The organism is Methanohalophilus profundi (assembly GCF_004137855.1).
GTDB lineage: Archaea > Halobacteriota > Methanosarcinia > Methanosarcinales > Methanosarcinaceae > Methanohalophilus > Methanohalophilus profundi.
Window position 1 is genome coordinate 1,222,165 of sequence record NZ_QBKB01000002.1, and the last position, 15,734, is coordinate 1,237,898.

The 15,734-nt window shown below is 45.6% G+C and carries 15 protein-coding genes and 2 pseudogenes; all 17 read left to right on the forward strand.

Features of this window, described 5'->3' with window-relative positions; translation table 11 throughout:
• Positions 1-915: serine hydroxymethyltransferase (gene glyA / locus C9889_RS06400; RefSeq protein WP_164999307.1), on the forward strand; the 915-nt coding region annotated here is incomplete at its 5' end.
• A 9-nt stretch (positions 916-924) separates the two neighbouring features.
• Positions 925-1,785 carry a bifunctional methylenetetrahydrofolate dehydrogenase/methenyltetrahydrofolate cyclohydrolase FolD gene (gene folD / locus C9889_RS06405; protein WP_129598064.1) on the forward strand — a complete coding sequence of 287 codons (861 nt, stop codon included), beginning with the start codon at positions 925-927 and terminating at the stop codon, positions 1,783-1,785.
• Between the two features lie 96 nt (positions 1,786-1,881).
• On the forward strand, positions 1,882-2,778 hold the full coding sequence (gene folP / locus C9889_RS06410) for a dihydropteroate synthase (RefSeq protein WP_318531594.1): 897 nt from the start codon (positions 1,882-1,884) through the stop codon (positions 2,776-2,778).
• Positions 2,747-4,609 (forward strand): annotated as a pseudogene (locus tag C9889_RS06415) (hydantoinase/oxoprolinase family protein); the annotation flags it as partial. The gene folP and the pseudogene C9889_RS06415, both read left to right, overlap by 32 nt.
• Positions 4,610-4,619: 10 nt before the next feature.
• Positions 4,620-4,766 (forward strand): hypothetical protein, encoded by a 147-nt coding sequence (locus C9889_RS10105; RefSeq protein ID WP_164999308.1) that lies wholly within the window; start codon positions 4,620-4,622, stop codon positions 4,764-4,766.
• A 289-nt stretch (positions 4,767-5,055) separates the two neighbouring features.
• Positions 5,056-5,715 (forward strand): annotated as a pseudogene (locus C9889_RS06425) (serine hydroxymethyltransferase); the annotation flags it as partial.
• 9 nt (positions 5,716-5,724) lie between these two features.
• Complete coding sequence (gene folD, locus C9889_RS06430; RefSeq protein WP_129598065.1) at positions 5,725-6,585, forward strand: bifunctional methylenetetrahydrofolate dehydrogenase/methenyltetrahydrofolate cyclohydrolase FolD; 861 nt, start codon at positions 5,725-5,727, stop codon at positions 6,583-6,585.
• A 36-nt stretch (positions 6,586-6,621) separates the two neighbouring features.
• Positions 6,622-7,155 carry a dihydropteroate synthase gene (locus tag C9889_RS11265; RefSeq protein WP_318531551.1) on the forward strand — a complete coding sequence of 178 codons (534 nt, stop codon included), beginning with the start codon at positions 6,622-6,624 and terminating at the stop codon, positions 7,153-7,155.
• The gene (locus C9889_RS11270; protein ID WP_318531552.1) at positions 7,080-7,856 is read left to right on the forward strand and encodes a dihydropteroate synthase; all 777 of its coding nucleotides are present in this window, start codon (positions 7,080-7,082) and stop codon (positions 7,854-7,856) included. Before C9889_RS11265 ends, C9889_RS11270 begins: the two co-directional genes overlap by 76 nt.
• 258 nt (positions 7,857-8,114) lie before the next feature.
• A complete protein-coding gene (locus C9889_RS06440; RefSeq protein ID WP_129598066.1) occupies positions 8,115-10,037 on the forward strand; it encodes a hydantoinase/oxoprolinase N-terminal domain-containing protein in 1,923 nt (640 codons plus the stop codon).
• Between the two features lie 119 nt (positions 10,038-10,156).
• Positions 10,157-10,768 (forward strand): methylenetetrahydrofolate reductase C-terminal domain-containing protein, encoded by a 612-nt coding sequence (locus C9889_RS06445; protein WP_129598069.1) that lies wholly within the window; start codon positions 10,157-10,159, stop codon positions 10,766-10,768.
• Positions 10,769-10,831: 63 nt separating this feature from the next.
• Positions 10,832-11,713 (forward strand): methylenetetrahydrofolate reductase, encoded by an 882-nt coding sequence (locus C9889_RS06450; protein ID WP_129598071.1) that lies wholly within the window; start codon positions 10,832-10,834, stop codon positions 11,711-11,713.
• Positions 11,714-11,734: 21 nt separating this feature from the next.
• A complete protein-coding gene (gene thiC / locus C9889_RS06455) occupies positions 11,735-12,979 on the forward strand; it encodes a phosphomethylpyrimidine synthase ThiC (RefSeq protein WP_129598073.1) in 1,245 nt (414 codons plus the stop codon).
• The gene (gene cofE / locus C9889_RS06460) at positions 12,963-13,760 is read left to right on the forward strand and encodes a coenzyme F420-0:L-glutamate ligase (protein WP_129598075.1); all 798 of its coding nucleotides are present in this window, start codon (positions 12,963-12,965) and stop codon (positions 13,758-13,760) included. Before thiC ends, cofE begins: the two co-directional genes overlap by 17 nt.
• A 132-nt stretch (positions 13,761-13,892) precedes the next feature.
• Complete coding sequence (locus C9889_RS06465; RefSeq protein WP_129598077.1) at positions 13,893-14,162, forward strand: thioredoxin family protein; 270 nt, start codon at positions 13,893-13,895, stop codon at positions 14,160-14,162.
• A 185-nt stretch (positions 14,163-14,347) separates the two neighbouring features.
• Positions 14,348-15,250, forward strand: a complete 903-nt coding sequence (locus tag C9889_RS06470; RefSeq protein ID WP_225420017.1) for an MBL fold metallo-hydrolase — start codon at positions 14,348-14,350, stop codon at positions 15,248-15,250.
• Positions 15,251-15,334: 84 nt separating this feature from the next.
• The gene (locus tag C9889_RS06475; RefSeq protein WP_129598079.1) at positions 15,335-15,721 is read left to right on the forward strand and encodes an EMC6-like membrane protein; all 387 of its coding nucleotides are present in this window, start codon (positions 15,335-15,337) and stop codon (positions 15,719-15,721) included.
• Positions 15,722-15,734: the final 13 nt, after the last annotated feature.

The window sequence follows — 15,734 nt, forward strand, 5'->3', positions numbered from 1 at the left end:
GACAGGATAATGGCAATGGACCTCTCCCACGGAGGTCACCTCTCCCACGGAAGTCCTGTAAGTTTTTCAGGTAAACTTTATGATATTGTACCCTACGGAGTAGCAGAGGAAACTGAAGAGCTGGATTATGATGCCCTTGAAGAAATGGCAAAAAAGGAAAAACCCCGCATGATAGTGACCGGTGCTTCTGCATATTCCCGCACGATCGACTTCAAACGATTCCGTGAAATCGCGGATTCAGTGGATGCATACCTGCTTGCGGATGTTGCTCATATCGCAGGCCTCATTGCGGCCGGTGAACATCCAAGTCCGGTGCCATATGCTGATTTTGTAACAACGACCACACACAAAACACTGAGGGGTCCCCGTGGAGGGATGGTCATGTGTTGTGAAGAATATGCAAAAGGTGTGGATAAAACAGTTTTCCCCGGTATCCAGGGTGGCCCTCTCATGCATATTATTGCTGCCAAGGCAGTTGCGTTTAAGGAAGCTCTTTCTGTTAAGTTCAAGCAGGACCAGAAACAGACCGTGAAAAATGCAAAAGCTCTCTGTGCAAACCTTATAGAACGTGATTTTGATATTGTGGCCGGTGGCACGGATAACCATCTCATGCTTATCAATCTCAACAAATATGATCTGACTGGTAAGGAGACTGAGACATATATGAGCAACGGTGGGATTGTTATCAACAAGAACACTATACCTTTCGAAACCCGTGGCCCGTTCATCACAAGCGGTCTGCGTGCAGGCACTCCTGCGGTCACCACTCGTGGTATGAAGGAGGCCCAGATGGAAGATGTTGCTAACTTCCTAGAAACAGTAATCCAGAACCCTAAAGACCAGACTGTACTGGATCAGGTTAATGCTGATGTACAGCAATTGTGCAATGACTTCCCGATCTACAAGCATCTCTAAGGTGATTTAATGGCGGGTGAAGCTAAACAGGGAATAATAGACGGCAGAGCGATTTCAAAGCAGATTGAGGCTGAATTAACAGAAGAAATCTCTTCGATGAAGGCCGATACCGGTATAATCCCCGGTCTTGCAACTATCCTTGTGGGGCAAGACCCCGCCTCACAATTGTATGTGCGACTGAAGCATAAAGCATGTGACAGGGTAGGCATCTATGCGGAGGATCAGAAACTCGACGCTTCTATTACCCAGGAAGAACTGTTGGATGTGATAGAGAATCTGAACACACGTGCAGATATCCATGGTATACTGCTTCAGTTGCCCCTGCCTCAACATCTGGATGCAAAAGAAGCCATGCAGGCCATTGACCCGGCAAAAGATGTGGATGGTTTTCACCCCTATAACATGGGCAACCTGATGATCGGTGATGAGGGTTTTGTTCCCTGCACACCTGCGGGGATTATCCTTGCTCTTGAGTATTATGATGTAGATATTGAAGGAAAGGATGCTGTGATAGTCGGCCACAGTAATGTAGTTGGTAAACCCATGGCTGCAATGCTCTTAAACCGTAATGCTACAGTGTCGGTATGCCATGTTTACACCAGAGATCTTAAAAGTTACACCGCAGGTGCCGATATACTTGTAGTTGCAGCCGGTGTCAAGCATCTCATCAAAGAAGATATGGTCAAAAAAGGAGCTGTTGTTTTTGATGTGGGAATCACCGAAGAAGAAGGCAAGATATATGGTGATGTGGACTTTGAGAGTGTTGTGAATAAAGCCTCACTTGTTACACCGGTGCCAGGAGGTGTGGGACCTATGACTATAGCCATGCTTCTGACCCATGTGACCTTTGCTGCAAAGAAAATTGAATAATTATCCTGTTAAATATAAAAACATCTGGTAATTTCAATGGTCGTCGATGTTGACATATGCGGACTAAATGTAGGAGACAACCACCCTGTAAGATTGATGGGTGTATTGAACCTCAGCCATGAATCCTTTTATAAGGGGTCTGTTGTCAGGGAAGATTCCCTCATTGATGCTGCTTCTGCAATGGTGGAGGAAGGTGCGACCGTGCTTGACATAGGCGGCCGCTCCACCTGGCCCCTTGCCGAACCCATAAGCAAGGAAATAGAGCGGGAACGGTTACTTCCTGCAATAGATGCCCTTGCAGGAAACGTGGATGCTGTCCTTTCAGTGGATACTGTATTTGCGGATATTGCCGATCAGTGTCTTGACAGGGGCGCTGACATTGTAAATGATGTTTCCGGTTTAATGACAGATGAAAACATGGTGGATGTGGTGGCAAACCATGAATGTCCTGCTGTTGTGATGGCATCCCGGAAATTACCGGGTGACGTGCTTGGGATGGATGCAGTTATGGATTCCCTGGAGGCAATCATTGAGCTGTGTGAAGGGAAGGGTATTGATACGGATCGATTAATTCTGGATCCGGCTATTGGTAAATGGATCCCTGAAAAAGATCCGATATATGATCTTGAGACCTTTGACCGTTTTGAACGTCTGCAGATCTTTGGAAAACCGGTTCTTGCAGCCCTTTCCCGTAAATCTTTCATAGGTGAGGTCCTGAACAAGTCCGCTGATGAAAGATTATATGGAAGTCTGGCAGCAACCGCAATTGCTGTGCATAAAGGAGCGCACATTATACGGACCCACGATGTGGCTGCGACAACTGATGCTGTGCAAATAGCTGAGGCGATACGCGGCAGAATACCCTGTCAGGAATCTGATGAAAGGCAGGTGAGAATGCTGGAGATTACCGATCCGGATGATTCTGTAAGGGTGATGAAATCCCTGGGTGTGACTTCAACCGGATTCGGACGGAGCAGTTATCGATTCGAATAAAGCTCTTACCACTTATCCGGATCTTCTTGAAGGAATAAGAAATTCGCTTGACGGGCTGGATCAGGAGTACCTTACAAATGTAAAATTAGTATCTGTCTCCACCACCCTGTCCACGAACACTATTCTGGAAAAAACCGGTTACCCTGTGGCACTGTTGATGATAGGGGATTATTCGATTCCTGAAGGGCATTCTATTGACAATTCCATTGTAATTAAGGGAGGGCATGGCTCTTATGGGGAAGAATTAAGTCCTCTGGATGAGCAGGCCATCAGGGATTATGTAACAAAAATGAAAGGGAAGGTGTCGGCTTTTGCCATTTCTTCCTATTTTAGTGTACGTAACCCAAACCATGAATTGCGTGCAAAAGATATCGTAAAAGAAATTACCGGAATGCCGGTGGTCTGTGGCCATGAGCTGTCCCAGGCACTAGGGGCCTATGAAAGAGGAGTTACTGCTTATCTCAATGCCCAGTTGATACCTATAACAAGTCAGTTCATAGAAACAGTTATTGGTGAAATGGAAAGACGTAACATTACTGCTCGTCTTCTGATGCTCAAATGTGATGGTTCAGTTGTGGGTATCGATGAGGCAAAGGAAAAACCCATTGAATCCATATTTTCAGGTCCTGCAGCAAGTCTTGTCGGTGCTTCCTACCTATCGGATTCTCCTACATGTCTTGCTATTGATGTCGGTGGTACCAGTACCGATGTAGCCATGGTAAATGATGGGTTGCCCGAGATTACCGACAGGGGCGCAGTAGTGGGAGGCTGGCAGACCAAGGTACATGCCCTACGCATGGAGACTTCAGCTATGGGTGGAGATAGCCACGTTTGGATCAAAGCCCAGAAGATAAACATTGGCCCTCGCAGGGTCATGCCTCTATGTGTAGCAGCTTCGAAGTGGCCATCTATTATTGACAAGCTCAAACTTTCACGTACTCCTTCCAAAATGCAGATGTGTGAGAATATCCAGCCCACCAAATTCTTTGTTAAAACGGGTAAAGAGATTCCAAACATCAGTAAGCTTGAGCAGGAGATTCTGGATAATATAGGTGAGAAACCTGTCTCTGTAACTGAAATATTCATCGACAGATTGCCTTCTCCTCTGCTTTTGGACAGGCTGATCCAGAAAAGACTGGTGCAAGCTATCGGTTTCACTCCTACGGATGCATTACATGTACTCGGCGAATATGATGTCTGGAATGCTGAAGCATCCCGTATAGGTGCAAATACACTGGGCAGGTTGACTTTTCTGGAAAAAAGCAAGTTTTCCGAGGCTGTAAAATCCAAATTTGCCCATAATATGGCATTATACATAATGGCTTATCTTCTCCGGAAGGTGGATAAAGAGGAAATTGAGACAATCATTGCAAACCAGAAGGAGTTTTTCAGTCATTTCAAAGTAGATGTTCCGGTCATACTTCTGGGTGGGCCTGTAAGTGCCTATGTGAATGAAGTGAATGAATTGCTGGATGCCGACATAATCCTCCCTGAACATGCGGAAGTTGGTAATGCTGTGGGAGCACTTGTGGGTAAAGGTATCAAACGTGTGGAGATTCTGATTCGTACGGTATCCAAGGGTCACAAAACAGGCATAATGATGTTCTCCCCGCATGGCAGGCAAAAATTCCCGGGTTATCCGGATGCTCTTGAAGCAGCTGAAAAACTCGGCAGGGAAATGGTGCTTGAATACATGAAAGAAGCCGGCCTGGATCGCGGAGATGTTAAAGTGGAAGTCAGCAAGCAGGAAATCAAACTCCATGAAGGTGGTTTGCCGATTGAAACCAAGCTGACCTTTGTGGGTATAGGAATGCCTGAGATAGAAAAATAAGGAGATTGGGATGCAATTATCCAAACTCCTTTGCTTTATTGGTATCCATGAATGGAAAAATGCCGGAGGCTATTCTGAATTCTCTTCCAGTGTTGCAGAGAAACATTATGTCTGCAGAAGATGCGGAAAACACAAGAGGGACATCATCACAAAATAATAGCTATGATTATTTATTCGAATGTACTGGTAAACTTTAATACCATCTTTTCCTTTTGCAGAATGGATACCTATGATAATCTCCTCTTCCAAACCCTTTGAAGAAATCCTGGAAAACCTCGATGATCCCGGCAAGATATTTGTGCTGGGCTGCGGAGTCTGCGCCACCAAGTTACATGTGGGCGGGGAACCTGAAGTGGAGGCTATGTGCCGCAAATTAAGGAATGCAGGAAAAGAAGTAATTGGTGGAGGAGTTGCAAAGGCTGCCTGCAACATTAAATCAAAGGAGAGTTNCGGATGTTGCTCATATCGCAGGCCTCATTGCGGCCGGTGAACATCCAAGTCCGGTGCCATATGCTGATTTTGTAACAACGACCACACACAAAACACTGAGGGGTCCCCGCGGAGGGATGGTCATGTGTTGTGAAGAATATGCAAAAGGTGTGGATAAAACAGTTTTCCCCGGTATCCAGGGTGGCCCTCTCATGCATATTATTGCTGCCAAGGCAGTTGCGTTTAAGGAAGCTCTTTCTGTTAAGTTCAAGCAGGACCAGAAACAGACCGTGAAAAATGCAAAAGCTCTCTGTGCAAACCTTATAGAACGTGATTTTGATATTGTGGCCGGTGGCACGGATAACCATCTTATGCTCATCAATCTAAACAAATATGATCTGACCGGTAAGGAGACTGAGACCTATATGAGCAATGGTGGGATTGTTATCAACAAGAACACTATTCCTTTCGAAACCCGGGGCCCCTTTATTACAAGCGGTTTGCGTGCAGGCACTCCTGCGGTCACCACTCGTGGTATGAAGGAAGCTCAGATGGAAGATGTTGCTAACTTCCTAGAAACAGTAATCCAGAACCCTAAAGACCAGACTGTACTGGATCAGGTTAATGCTGATGTACAGCAATTGTGCAATGACTTCCCGATCTACAAGCATCTCTAAGGTGATTTAATGGCGGGTGAAGCTAAACAGGGAATCATAGACGGCAGAGCGATTTCAAAGCAGATTGAGGCTGAATTAACAGAAGAAATCTCTTCGATGAAGGCCGATACCGGTATAATCCCCGGTCTTGCAACTATCCTTGTGGGGCAAGACCCCGCCTCACAATTGTATGTGCGACTGAAGCATAAAGCATGTGACAGGGTAGGCATCTATGCGGAGGATCAGAAACTCGATGCTTCTATTACCCAGGAGGAACTGCTGGATGTGATAGAGAATCTGAACACACGTGCAGATATCCATGGTATACTGCTTCAGTTGCCCCTGCCTCAACATCTGGATGCAAAAGAAGCCATGCAGGCCATTGACCCGGCAAAAGATGTGGATGGTTTTCACCCCTATAACATGGGCAACCTGATGATCGGTGACGAGGGCTTTGTTCCCTGCACGCCTGCGGGGATAATCCTTGCTCTTGAATATTATGATGTCGACATTGAAGGAAAGGATGCTGTGGTAGTTGGCCACAGTAATGTAGTTGGCAAACCCATGGCAGCAATGCTCTTAAACCGCAATGCTACAGTGGCGGTATGCCATGTTTACACCAGAGATCTTAAAAGTTACACCGCAGGTGCCGATATACTTGTAGTTGCAGCCGGTGTCAAGCATCTCATCAAAGAAGATATGGTCAAAAAAGGAGCTGTTGTTTTTGATGTGGGAATCACCGAAGAAGAAGGCAAGATATATGGTGATGTGGACTTTGAGAATGTTGTGAATAAAGCCTCACTTGTTACACCGGTGCCAGGAGGTGTGGGACCTATGACTATAGCCATGCTTCTGACCCATGTGACCTTTGCTGCAAAGAAAATTGAATAATTATCCTGTTAAATATAAAAACATCTGGTAATTTCAATGGTCGTCGATGTTGACATATGCGGACTAAATGTAGGAGACAACCACCCTGTAAGATTGATGGGTGTATTGAACCTCAGCCATGAATCCTTTTATAAGGGGTCTGTTGTCAGGGAAGATTCCCTCATTGATGCTGCTTCTGCAATGGTGGAGGAAGGTGCGACCGTGCTTGACATAGGCGGCCGCTCCACCTGGCCCCTTGCCGAACCCATAAGCAAGGAAATAGAGCGGGAACGGTTACTTCCTGCAATAGATGCCCTTGCAGGAAACGTGGATGCTGTCCTTTCAGTGGATACTGTATTTGCGGATATTGCCGATCAGTGTCTTGACAGGGGCGCTGACATTGTAAATGATGTTTCCGGTTTAATGACAGATGAAAACATGGTGGATGTGGTGGCAAACCATGAATGTCCTGCTGTTGTGATGGCATCCCGGAATTACCGGGTGACGTGCTTGGGATGGATGCAGTTATGGATTCCCTGGAGGCAATCATTGAGCTGTGTGAAGGGAAGGGTATTGATACGGATCGATTAATTCTGGATCCGGCTATTGGTAAATGGATCCCTGAAAAAGATCCGATATATGATCTTGAGACCTTTGACCGTTTTGAACGTCTGCAGATCTTTGGAAAACCGGTTCTTGCAGCCCTTTCCCGTAAATCTTTCATAGGTGAGGTCCTGAACAAGTCCGCTGATGAAAGATTATATGGAAGTCTGGCAGCAACCGCAATTGCTGTGCATAAAGGAGCGCACATTATACGGACCCACGATGTGGCTGCGACAACTGATGCTGTGCAAATAGCTGAGGCGATACGCGGCAGAATACCCTGTCAGGAATCTGATGAAAGGCAGGTGAGAATGCTGGAGATTACCGATCCGGATGATTCTGTAAGGGTGATGAAATCCCTGGGTGTGACTTCAACCGGGGCACAGGTTATGAAAAATAAATCCTTGCTGTTCAATCTTCTTGTGTGCAATATTACAACCACAGAAGCCCTTATCATCAAGCAGGAAATTCTGGCAAGAGGCGGGGATGCATGTCTTGAGCGAAATGCCATATCGCATGAGACTGAGAATACAGATCTGATTGTCATGGGCACCCTGCTGCAGCTGAAAAAGCTTGTTGCAAAACTTCAGTGCCAGGCCAGGGGTTTGCCCCAGATGGCCACGATGATGGACACAGTTCTGGATGAATATTATGATGTAAAATATCGTTATTCTTCCTGGAAATCTTGATTAATCTCTTTTTCTATTGGTTATTGTGGTGAATGGCGGGTCTTTTTATACCGTCACGTTCCAAATATTATATATACCATAATATCATGATTTTGTATGGTTGGTGCAATACCGTGCGATATGCACCACGAATTTGCTGCATGCTCGTACATAAAAACCGGAATTTTTATTGCAGGAGTTATTTTGTCCTGTGGGTTAAACTAATTATATCTATGGATGGTATCTTATTAATGAACCGATTTATTGGAGACAACTATTATGCAATATAGTATGGGGATTGATGCAGGTGGCACATATACGGATTCGGTTATAATCAGGGATTCGGACGGAGCAGTTATCGATTCGAATAAAGCTCTTACCACTTATCCGGATCTTCTTGAAGGAATAAGAAATTCGCTTGACGGGCTGGATCAGGAGTACCTTACAAATGTAAAATTAGTATCTGTCTCCACCACCCTGTCCACGAACACTATTCTGGAAAAAACCGGTTACCCTGTGGCACTGTTGATGATAGGGGATTATTCGATTCCTGAAGGGCATTCTATTGACAATTCCATTGTAATTAAGGGAGGGCATGGCTCTTATGGGGAAGAATTAAGTCCTCTGGATGAGCAGGCCATCAGGGATTATGTAACAAAAATGAAAGGGAAGGTGTCGGCTTTTGCCATTTCTTCCTATTTTAGTGTACGTAACCCAAACCATGAATTGCGTGCAAAAGATATCGTAAAAGAAATTACCGGAATGCCGGTGGTCTGTGGCCATGAGCTGTCCCAGGCACTAGGGGCCTATGAAAGAGGAGTTACTGCTTATCTCAATGCCCAGTTGATACCTATAACAAGTCAGTTCATAGAAACAGTTATTGGTGAAATGGAAAGACGTAACATTACTGCTCGTCTTCTGATGCTCAAATGTGATGGTTCAGTTGTGGGTATCGATGAGGCAAAGGAAAAACCCATTGAATCCATATTTTCAGGTCCTGCAGCAAGTCTTGTCGGTGCTTCCTACCTATCGGATTCTCCTACATGTCTTGCTATTGATGTCGGTGGTACCAGTACCGATGTAGCCATGGTAAATGATGGGTTGCCCGAGATTACCGACAGGGGCGCAGTAGTGGGAGGCTGGCAGACCAAGGTACAGGCCCTACGCATGGAGACTTCAGCTATGGGTGGAGATAGCCACGTTTGGATCAAAGCCCAGAAGATAAACATTGGCCCTCGCAGGGTCATGCCTCTATGTGTAGCAGCTTCGAAGTGGCCATCTATTATTGACAAGCTCAAACTTTCACGTACTCCTTCCAAAATGCAGATGTGTGAGAATATCCAGCCCACCAAATTCTTTGTTAAAACGGGTAAAGAGGTTCCAAACATCAGTAAGCTTGAGCAGGAGATTCTGGATAATATAGGTGAGAAACCTGTCTCTGTAACTGAAATATTCATCGACAGATTGCCTTCTCCTCTGCTTTTGGACAGGCTGATCCAGAAAAGACTGGTGCAGGCTATCGGTTTCACTCCTACGGATGCATTACATGTACTCGGCGAATATGATGCCTGGAATGCGGAAGCATCCCGTATAGGTGCAAACACACTGGGCAGGTTGACTTTTCTGGAAAAAAGCAAGTTTTCCGAGGCTGTAAAATCCAAATTTGCCCATAATATGGCATTATACATAATGGCCTATCTTCTCCGGAAGGTGGATAAAGAGGAAATTGAGACAATTATTGCAAACCAGAAGGAGTTTTTCAGTCATTTCAAAGTAGATGTTCCGGTCATACTACTGGGCGGACCTGTAAGTGCTTATGTGAATGAAGTGAATGAATTGCTTGATGCCGACATAATCCTCCCTGAACATGCGGAAGTTGGTAATGCTGTGGGGGCACTTGTGGGTAAAGGTATCAAACGTGTGGAGATTCTGATTCGTACGGTTTCCAAGGGTAATAAAACAGGTATAATGATGTTCTCCCCGCATGGCAGGCAAAAATTCCCGGGTTATCCGGATGCTCTTGAAGCAGCTGAAAAACTCGGCAGGGAAATGGTGCTTGAATACATGAAAGAAGCCGGTCTGGATCGCGGAGATGTTAAAGTGGAAGTCAGCAAGCAGGAAATCAAACTCTATGAAGGTGGCTTGCCTATTGAGACCAAGCTGACTTTTGTGGGTATAGGAATGCCTGAGATTGAAAAATAAGGAGGCTTGTATTCAATTATTTACCCTCCTTTTTCACCCTTCATGAATAGTATAAGGCTAATTCTTCGATACACTGGTAAACTTTAATACCATCTTTTCCTTTTGCAGAATGGATACCTATGATAATCTCCTCTTCCAAACCCTTTGAAGAAATCCTGGAAAACCTCGATGATCCCGGCAAGATATTTGTGCTGGGCTGCGGAGTCTGCGCCACCAAGTTACATGTGGGCGGGGAACCTGAAGTTGAGGCTATGTGCCGCAAACTAAGGAATGCAGGAAAAGAAGTAATTGGTGGAGGAGTTGCAAAGGCTGCCTGCAGCATTAAATCAAAGGAGAGTTTGCTGGAGAATGATCCTGCAATTGAGAAAGCCGACACCATTATAGTAATGTCCTGTGGCAGCGGTCTTTCAGTGGTTTCCTCTCTTGTGGATGTTCCGATGCATCCTGCAACAAACACCGATTCACTGGGCGGATATTCAGAAGGCCATGTCAGAAAAGACCTGTGTGCCATGTGTGGCAGTTGTATTGCAGATTTTTTTGGCGGTGTCTGTCCGACGGCCCGCTGTCCCAAGGGTCTTATGAATGGTCCCTGCGGTGGTGCAATGGAAGGTAAATGTGAAGTTGACCCGGACAGGGATTGTGCCTGGGAATTGATCTACTTAAGGCTCAAAGAGATCGGTCGGCTGGACCTGCTGGAGAAGATTTTTGAGCCCAAGGAATATGACGGTTGAGTATTACTATTTCCTTTTCCCACTTCGATGAGTTTAAAAACCAATGTTACATATTATCCTAGCATGCCATCTGCATTCAAGGAAAAACTGCTGTCCGATGAATTTGTAATCACCTCAGAGATATCGCCACCCAAGGGAGTGGATGTCTCCTCGGCCTTTGAGGAAGCAGGACTGGTAAGGGATTATGTGGACGCTTTTAACGTTACCGATAATCAGCGTGCGGTTATGCGCATGTCTCCTCTGGCAATGGGTCACCTGTTAAAGGGGCAGGGGCTGGATGTTGTTATGCAGTTTACATGCAGGGACCGTAATCGTCTGGCTCTCCAGTCCGACTTGCTCGGCGCTTATGCAATGGGTATGGAAAATGTCTGTATAATGTCCGGGGACTATCCGACAAAAGGGGATAATCCCGGTGCAAAACCGGTGTATGATCTTGATTCTGTACAGTTGCTAGGGGCAATGAATCGGTTGGAGGAAGGATACGATATTGCAGGCAACCCTCTGGAATCGGCTCCCTCCTTTACAAAAGGGGCGGTATGTAATACCGAACCCGGTAAGCCGCTACAGCTAATGAAACTCGAAAAGAAAGCACGTATGGGTATTGATTTTTTCCAGACCCAGGCCGTCTATGATATTGGGCTTTTTGAGACATTCATGGACAGTATTTCCCATGTGGAGGTGCCGGTGCTTGCGGGGCTCATTCCTCTCAAATCCGCTCATATGGCCCGTTTTATGAATGAGAAGATTCCTGGCATCCATGTAGGGGATGAACTGATAGCACGCATGGAATCCTCAACTGACCCTGCAGAAGAAGGCCTTCTAATATGTGCCGAACAAATTCGTGAATTAAAAAAGGTGTGCAGGGGCATACATCTCATGCCCATTGGCCATTACAGGCACATAACGGCCCTCTTTGAAATGGCCGGTTTATATGAAAAGAACTGACTACCCCTCCAAGGGATTATTATGCTTACACAGATTGATCATGCCAAAAACGATGAATTGACCGCTGAAATGCAGCAGGTCGCAGTACAGGAAAATATGGACCCTGATACGGTACTGTCCCGTGTCAAGGAGGGTAGCCTTGTAATCATGACAAGACAGGGCAATTCTCCGGTTGCAATTGGAAAAGGGGCTACCACCAAAATCAATGTAAATCTCGGCAGTTCCGCTGCGAGTATTGATCCCTCCTCAGAGATTGAAAAGGCCCGGATTGCCGAAAAATATGGTGGTGATACCATAACCGATCTTTCAATGGGTGGGGACATTCCGCACATTCGTAAAGCAATTACTGAAAACACCACCTTGCCATTGACTACGGTCCCTGTCTATCAGGCAGTTGTCGAATGCGGACTGAAAAATGTTACTTCAGCTGACATACTTTCTTATCTCAGATCCCAGGTAGATGAAGGTATCAGCTCCGTTGTATTGCACTGTGTTGAAAAACAAATGCTTGAAGAAGTGAAAGGTTCAGGCAGGTTAATGGGTATGGTTTCCAAAGGCGGCTCATTTACCAGTGTCTTCATGCTTGGCAGTGGTTGTGAAAATCCATTCCTTGAAAACTTCGATGAGGTCATGGAAATTCTCCGGGATAAGGATGTGGTGCTGTCTTTGGGTAACACTATGAGAAGTGGCTGTATCCATGACAGGCCGGATAAGGCCCAGCTTATGGAGATGGAAAACAATGCAGCCCTTGCAAAACGTGCCAATGAGCAAGGCGTGCAGGTAATCATAGAAGGGATGGGTGGGCATGTGGCGGCCGCTTCCATTCCTGAATATGTTGGGACCTATCGCTCCAAATCTCCTCATCCCCTTTTTGTGGCAGGTCCTCTGCCTACGGATATTGCTCTGGGCTATGATCATGTCGCAGGTGCTATAGGGGCAAGTATGGCTAGCGGTGCAGGTGCCGACTACCTCTGTTACATAACTCCTTCCGAGCATCTTTCCCTGCCAACTCCGGACCAGGTAAGACAAGGGCTGGTTGCTTTCAAAATCGCGGCCCATATAGGTGACTCGATGAAATACGGTATGGCAGAAAAAGATTGTCTGCTTGCAAAAAGACGCGCCAGTTTTGATTGGGAAGGGCAGATGGAACTTGCTTTTGATCAGGACCGTCCAAGGGATTTTTGTCCGATGGAGGGGCCATGTTCCATGTGCGGGGAATACTGTGCCATCCAGATAATGGGGGAATATCTTGCAGAAGGCGAATAAATCTCCTTCAATGCAGCTCATAGGTGTAAAAACCCCCATTATAAATTCCGGGGACAATGTTGTAGAGGTACTTTCAAAAGCTTTTGCAGAACAATCCATTACTCTGGAAAATGGTGATGTGGTAGTGCTGGCCGAATCTGCAGTTGCTACAGCTGAAGGAAGGATCGTGAACCTATCAGACATAAGTCCCACACAACAGGCACTGAAACTGGCCCACCGCTACAGTCTGGATCCGCGGGAAATGGAATTGGTGTTGCAGGAATGTGATGAAGTATTCGGAGGGGTGCCCGGTGCAGCATTGACCATAACTAAAGGAAATCTTTCTCCCAATGCAGGAATTGATGGTTCCAATGCCCCGGAAGGGCATGTTGTCCTGCTTCCTGAGGATGCCGATAAAAGTGCTTCAGTTATCAGGAAAGGACTCAGGGAAAAATTTGGATGTGATATCGGTGTAATTGTGGGTGACAGTCGCACCCAGCCCCTGCGATTGGGGTGTGTGGGTGTGGCGCTTGGCACCTCCGGCCTGATTCCGGTTGAGGATGCCAGGGGGGAGAATGATCTGTTTGGAAATATCCTTCATATCACTCATAAGGCCGTGGCGGATAATATTATGTCTGCCTGCCAGCTTGTGATGGGTGAGGGTGGAGAAAGTGTTCCCTGTGTAATTGTGAGGAATGCACCTGTAATGTTGGTCGATGAAGATGTGCCTATGCCCCTGTTTTCCAGGGAAGAATGTATGTATTACAGCAATATTCGTATGAACGGTACATCGAAACCCTGATGTTTGCACCAGTAAGTTTATATAAGATAACATCATGATTTTGTATGGTTGATGCAATACCGTGCAACCCACGGTAAAGCATTTCAAAGATACTGTTGTAGATATATGTGGTAATATTCAAGGTGATATCAGATGAGTAATGTTGTATTATATGATTTCAGCGCCACCTGGTGTGGCCCATGCAAGATGCAGAAACCAATTCTTGAGAACCTGGAGGAGGAATTCGGCGACAAGGTCGATATAAAGGAAGTTGATGTGGATCAGAGTCCGGATCTTGCAGGGAAATTTGGAATTCATGCAGTACCTACCCTGATCATCGAAAAAGATGGTTCGGAAATTAAAAGGTATACCGGCGTAACAAGTGCCGATATACTGAGTGCTGAACTGAATAAATTGTTCTGATACATTCTCCTTTTTCTTTTCTCTTCTTTTTTCGGAAATGGTAAATAAGTTGTAATCCTTTCCTGTCATGAGGTATAACAAGTGCAGCGTTTGGTCAGGATGGGTATGATGCCGTATAGGCAAAAAACGCCCGTGGAGGTTTCAAGCCCCATCTGGCTGTAAAGTTCAGAAGTGAAGAAGGAAGTTTGCGTTCTTTTTTTATTGATTCTACAAGGGTTGCGGCAAAGTATCCGCAGCCGGACGCTTATTTGATAACCCATGCCCATTCCGATCACCATGGCAGTTCAGCAATGCTGTCTGAGTGCTCAATATGCACGGAAAAGACAATGAATGCCCTGGAGGTGCGGCACAGTCGTAACTTTAAAGGCAATCTGGCAGGGGAAAATGGACTTATTGACTATAGGGGTGTAAAAATACACACCTATCCAAACCATCATACCGATGGTTCTGTGGCCTTTGGATGGGAAAATGAAAACGGGATGCGTATTCTTGCAACAGGTGATGTGAAAGATGCCTCAAATCTTCCCCATTGTGATGTACTTATAACAGAGGCAAATTATGGGGACCCTGCAGATCTTTCCTGTTATTTTGAGGATGACCTGGAAGGATTTTATGCGGCTCTTGAATCCCCGGTTGATGTAGCATTTGGCGCTTATCCCTTTGGTAAAGCGCAAAGAGTTGTCAGACTTATCAGGCAATCAGGCTATCAGGGACCAATAGGGATGGATGACAAGTCGCAGGAACTTACACAAAACCTGCTTGAGGATGCAGGTGAACTTGTTTCGATGGATGAAGGAGTCGGAGTTAACGTTGTTTCCCCGGGCAAACTTGAAGACCTTCCCCTTTATATGTCCAAATACATGATTACAGGACGCAGGGACCACCGGTTTCCCTCCATTAATATCAGTGACCACCTGGATGCTTCAGGCCTGGAAAAAATGGTTCTGGATATCGATCCTGAATTTGTGGTTGTCTATCATCCGGGGGGACATCGTCCCTCCAGATTTGCTTGTCATCTGAATTCATTGGGCTATGATGCCGTTTGCCTTGCGGATATCAATAATGTTGTCAGCAATGAATTTATGTAATAGGTGATTACCTATGAATAAACGTTTATATAGGTTATTGTGTTGTATGTTCATTTATAATATTCATTCAGGAGAAGATGCCCCTTGAAAAATAAAGCGAATAAATCAAAAAAGGAAAATAAGCCTGCTGAAGGGGAAAAGGCTTCTGCTGCAGAAGTGGCCACAGCTACGAAGGTCATGACTCCCGAGGAGAAGAGAGCAGCTCATGTTGAGGGTATCGTGAAGACTGCAGTTGCTGCTTTTATAGGAATTTTCGCAGGTATCATAGCATTCAACGTACTGGGAATAGGAGCGGAAACAAAATGGTATGCTATCCTTGTAATTGTTGCAATACTTGCCTATTATGCCCAGCGCTTGATTTTCCCAAAGATCAATATCGATACCAAGGAATTTGGTATGAAAGACTGGTTTTACGTAGAGTTCCTAGTTATTGATTTTTGCCTTGTCACATGGACATTACTTTTGAACTGATATCCACCCTTAT

Excerpts from the sequence above, each read along its gene's own strand:
- folD (WP_129598064.1), top strand. The coding sequence starts at position 925 with ATGGCGGGTGAAGCTAAACAGGGAATAATAGACGGCAGAGCGATTTCA.
- folP (WP_318531594.1), top strand. The coding sequence starts at position 1,882 with ATGGGTGTATTGAACCTCAGCCATGAATCCTTTTATAAGGGGTCTGTT.
- C9889_RS10105 (WP_164999308.1), top strand. The coding sequence starts at position 4,620 with ATGCAATTATCCAAACTCCTTTGCTTTATTGGTATCCATGAATGGAAA.
- folD (WP_129598065.1), top strand. The coding sequence starts at position 5,725 with ATGGCGGGTGAAGCTAAACAGGGAATCATAGACGGCAGAGCGATTTCA.
- C9889_RS11265 (WP_318531551.1), top strand. The coding sequence starts at position 6,622 with ATGGTCGTCGATGTTGACATATGCGGACTAAATGTAGGAGACAACCAC.
- C9889_RS11270 (WP_318531552.1), top strand. The coding sequence starts at position 7,080 with ATGGATGCAGTTATGGATTCCCTGGAGGCAATCATTGAGCTGTGTGAA.
- C9889_RS06440 (WP_129598066.1), top strand. The coding sequence starts at position 8,115 with ATGCAATATAGTATGGGGATTGATGCAGGTGGCACATATACGGATTCG.
- C9889_RS06445 (WP_129598069.1), top strand. The coding sequence starts at position 10,157 with ATGATAATCTCCTCTTCCAAACCCTTTGAAGAAATCCTGGAAAACCTC.
- C9889_RS06450 (WP_129598071.1), top strand. The coding sequence starts at position 10,832 with ATGCCATCTGCATTCAAGGAAAAACTGCTGTCCGATGAATTTGTAATC.
- thiC (WP_129598073.1), top strand. The coding sequence starts at position 11,735 with ATGCTTACACAGATTGATCATGCCAAAAACGATGAATTGACCGCTGAA.
- C9889_RS06465 (WP_129598077.1), top strand. The coding sequence starts at position 13,893 with ATGAGTAATGTTGTATTATATGATTTCAGCGCCACCTGGTGTGGCCCA.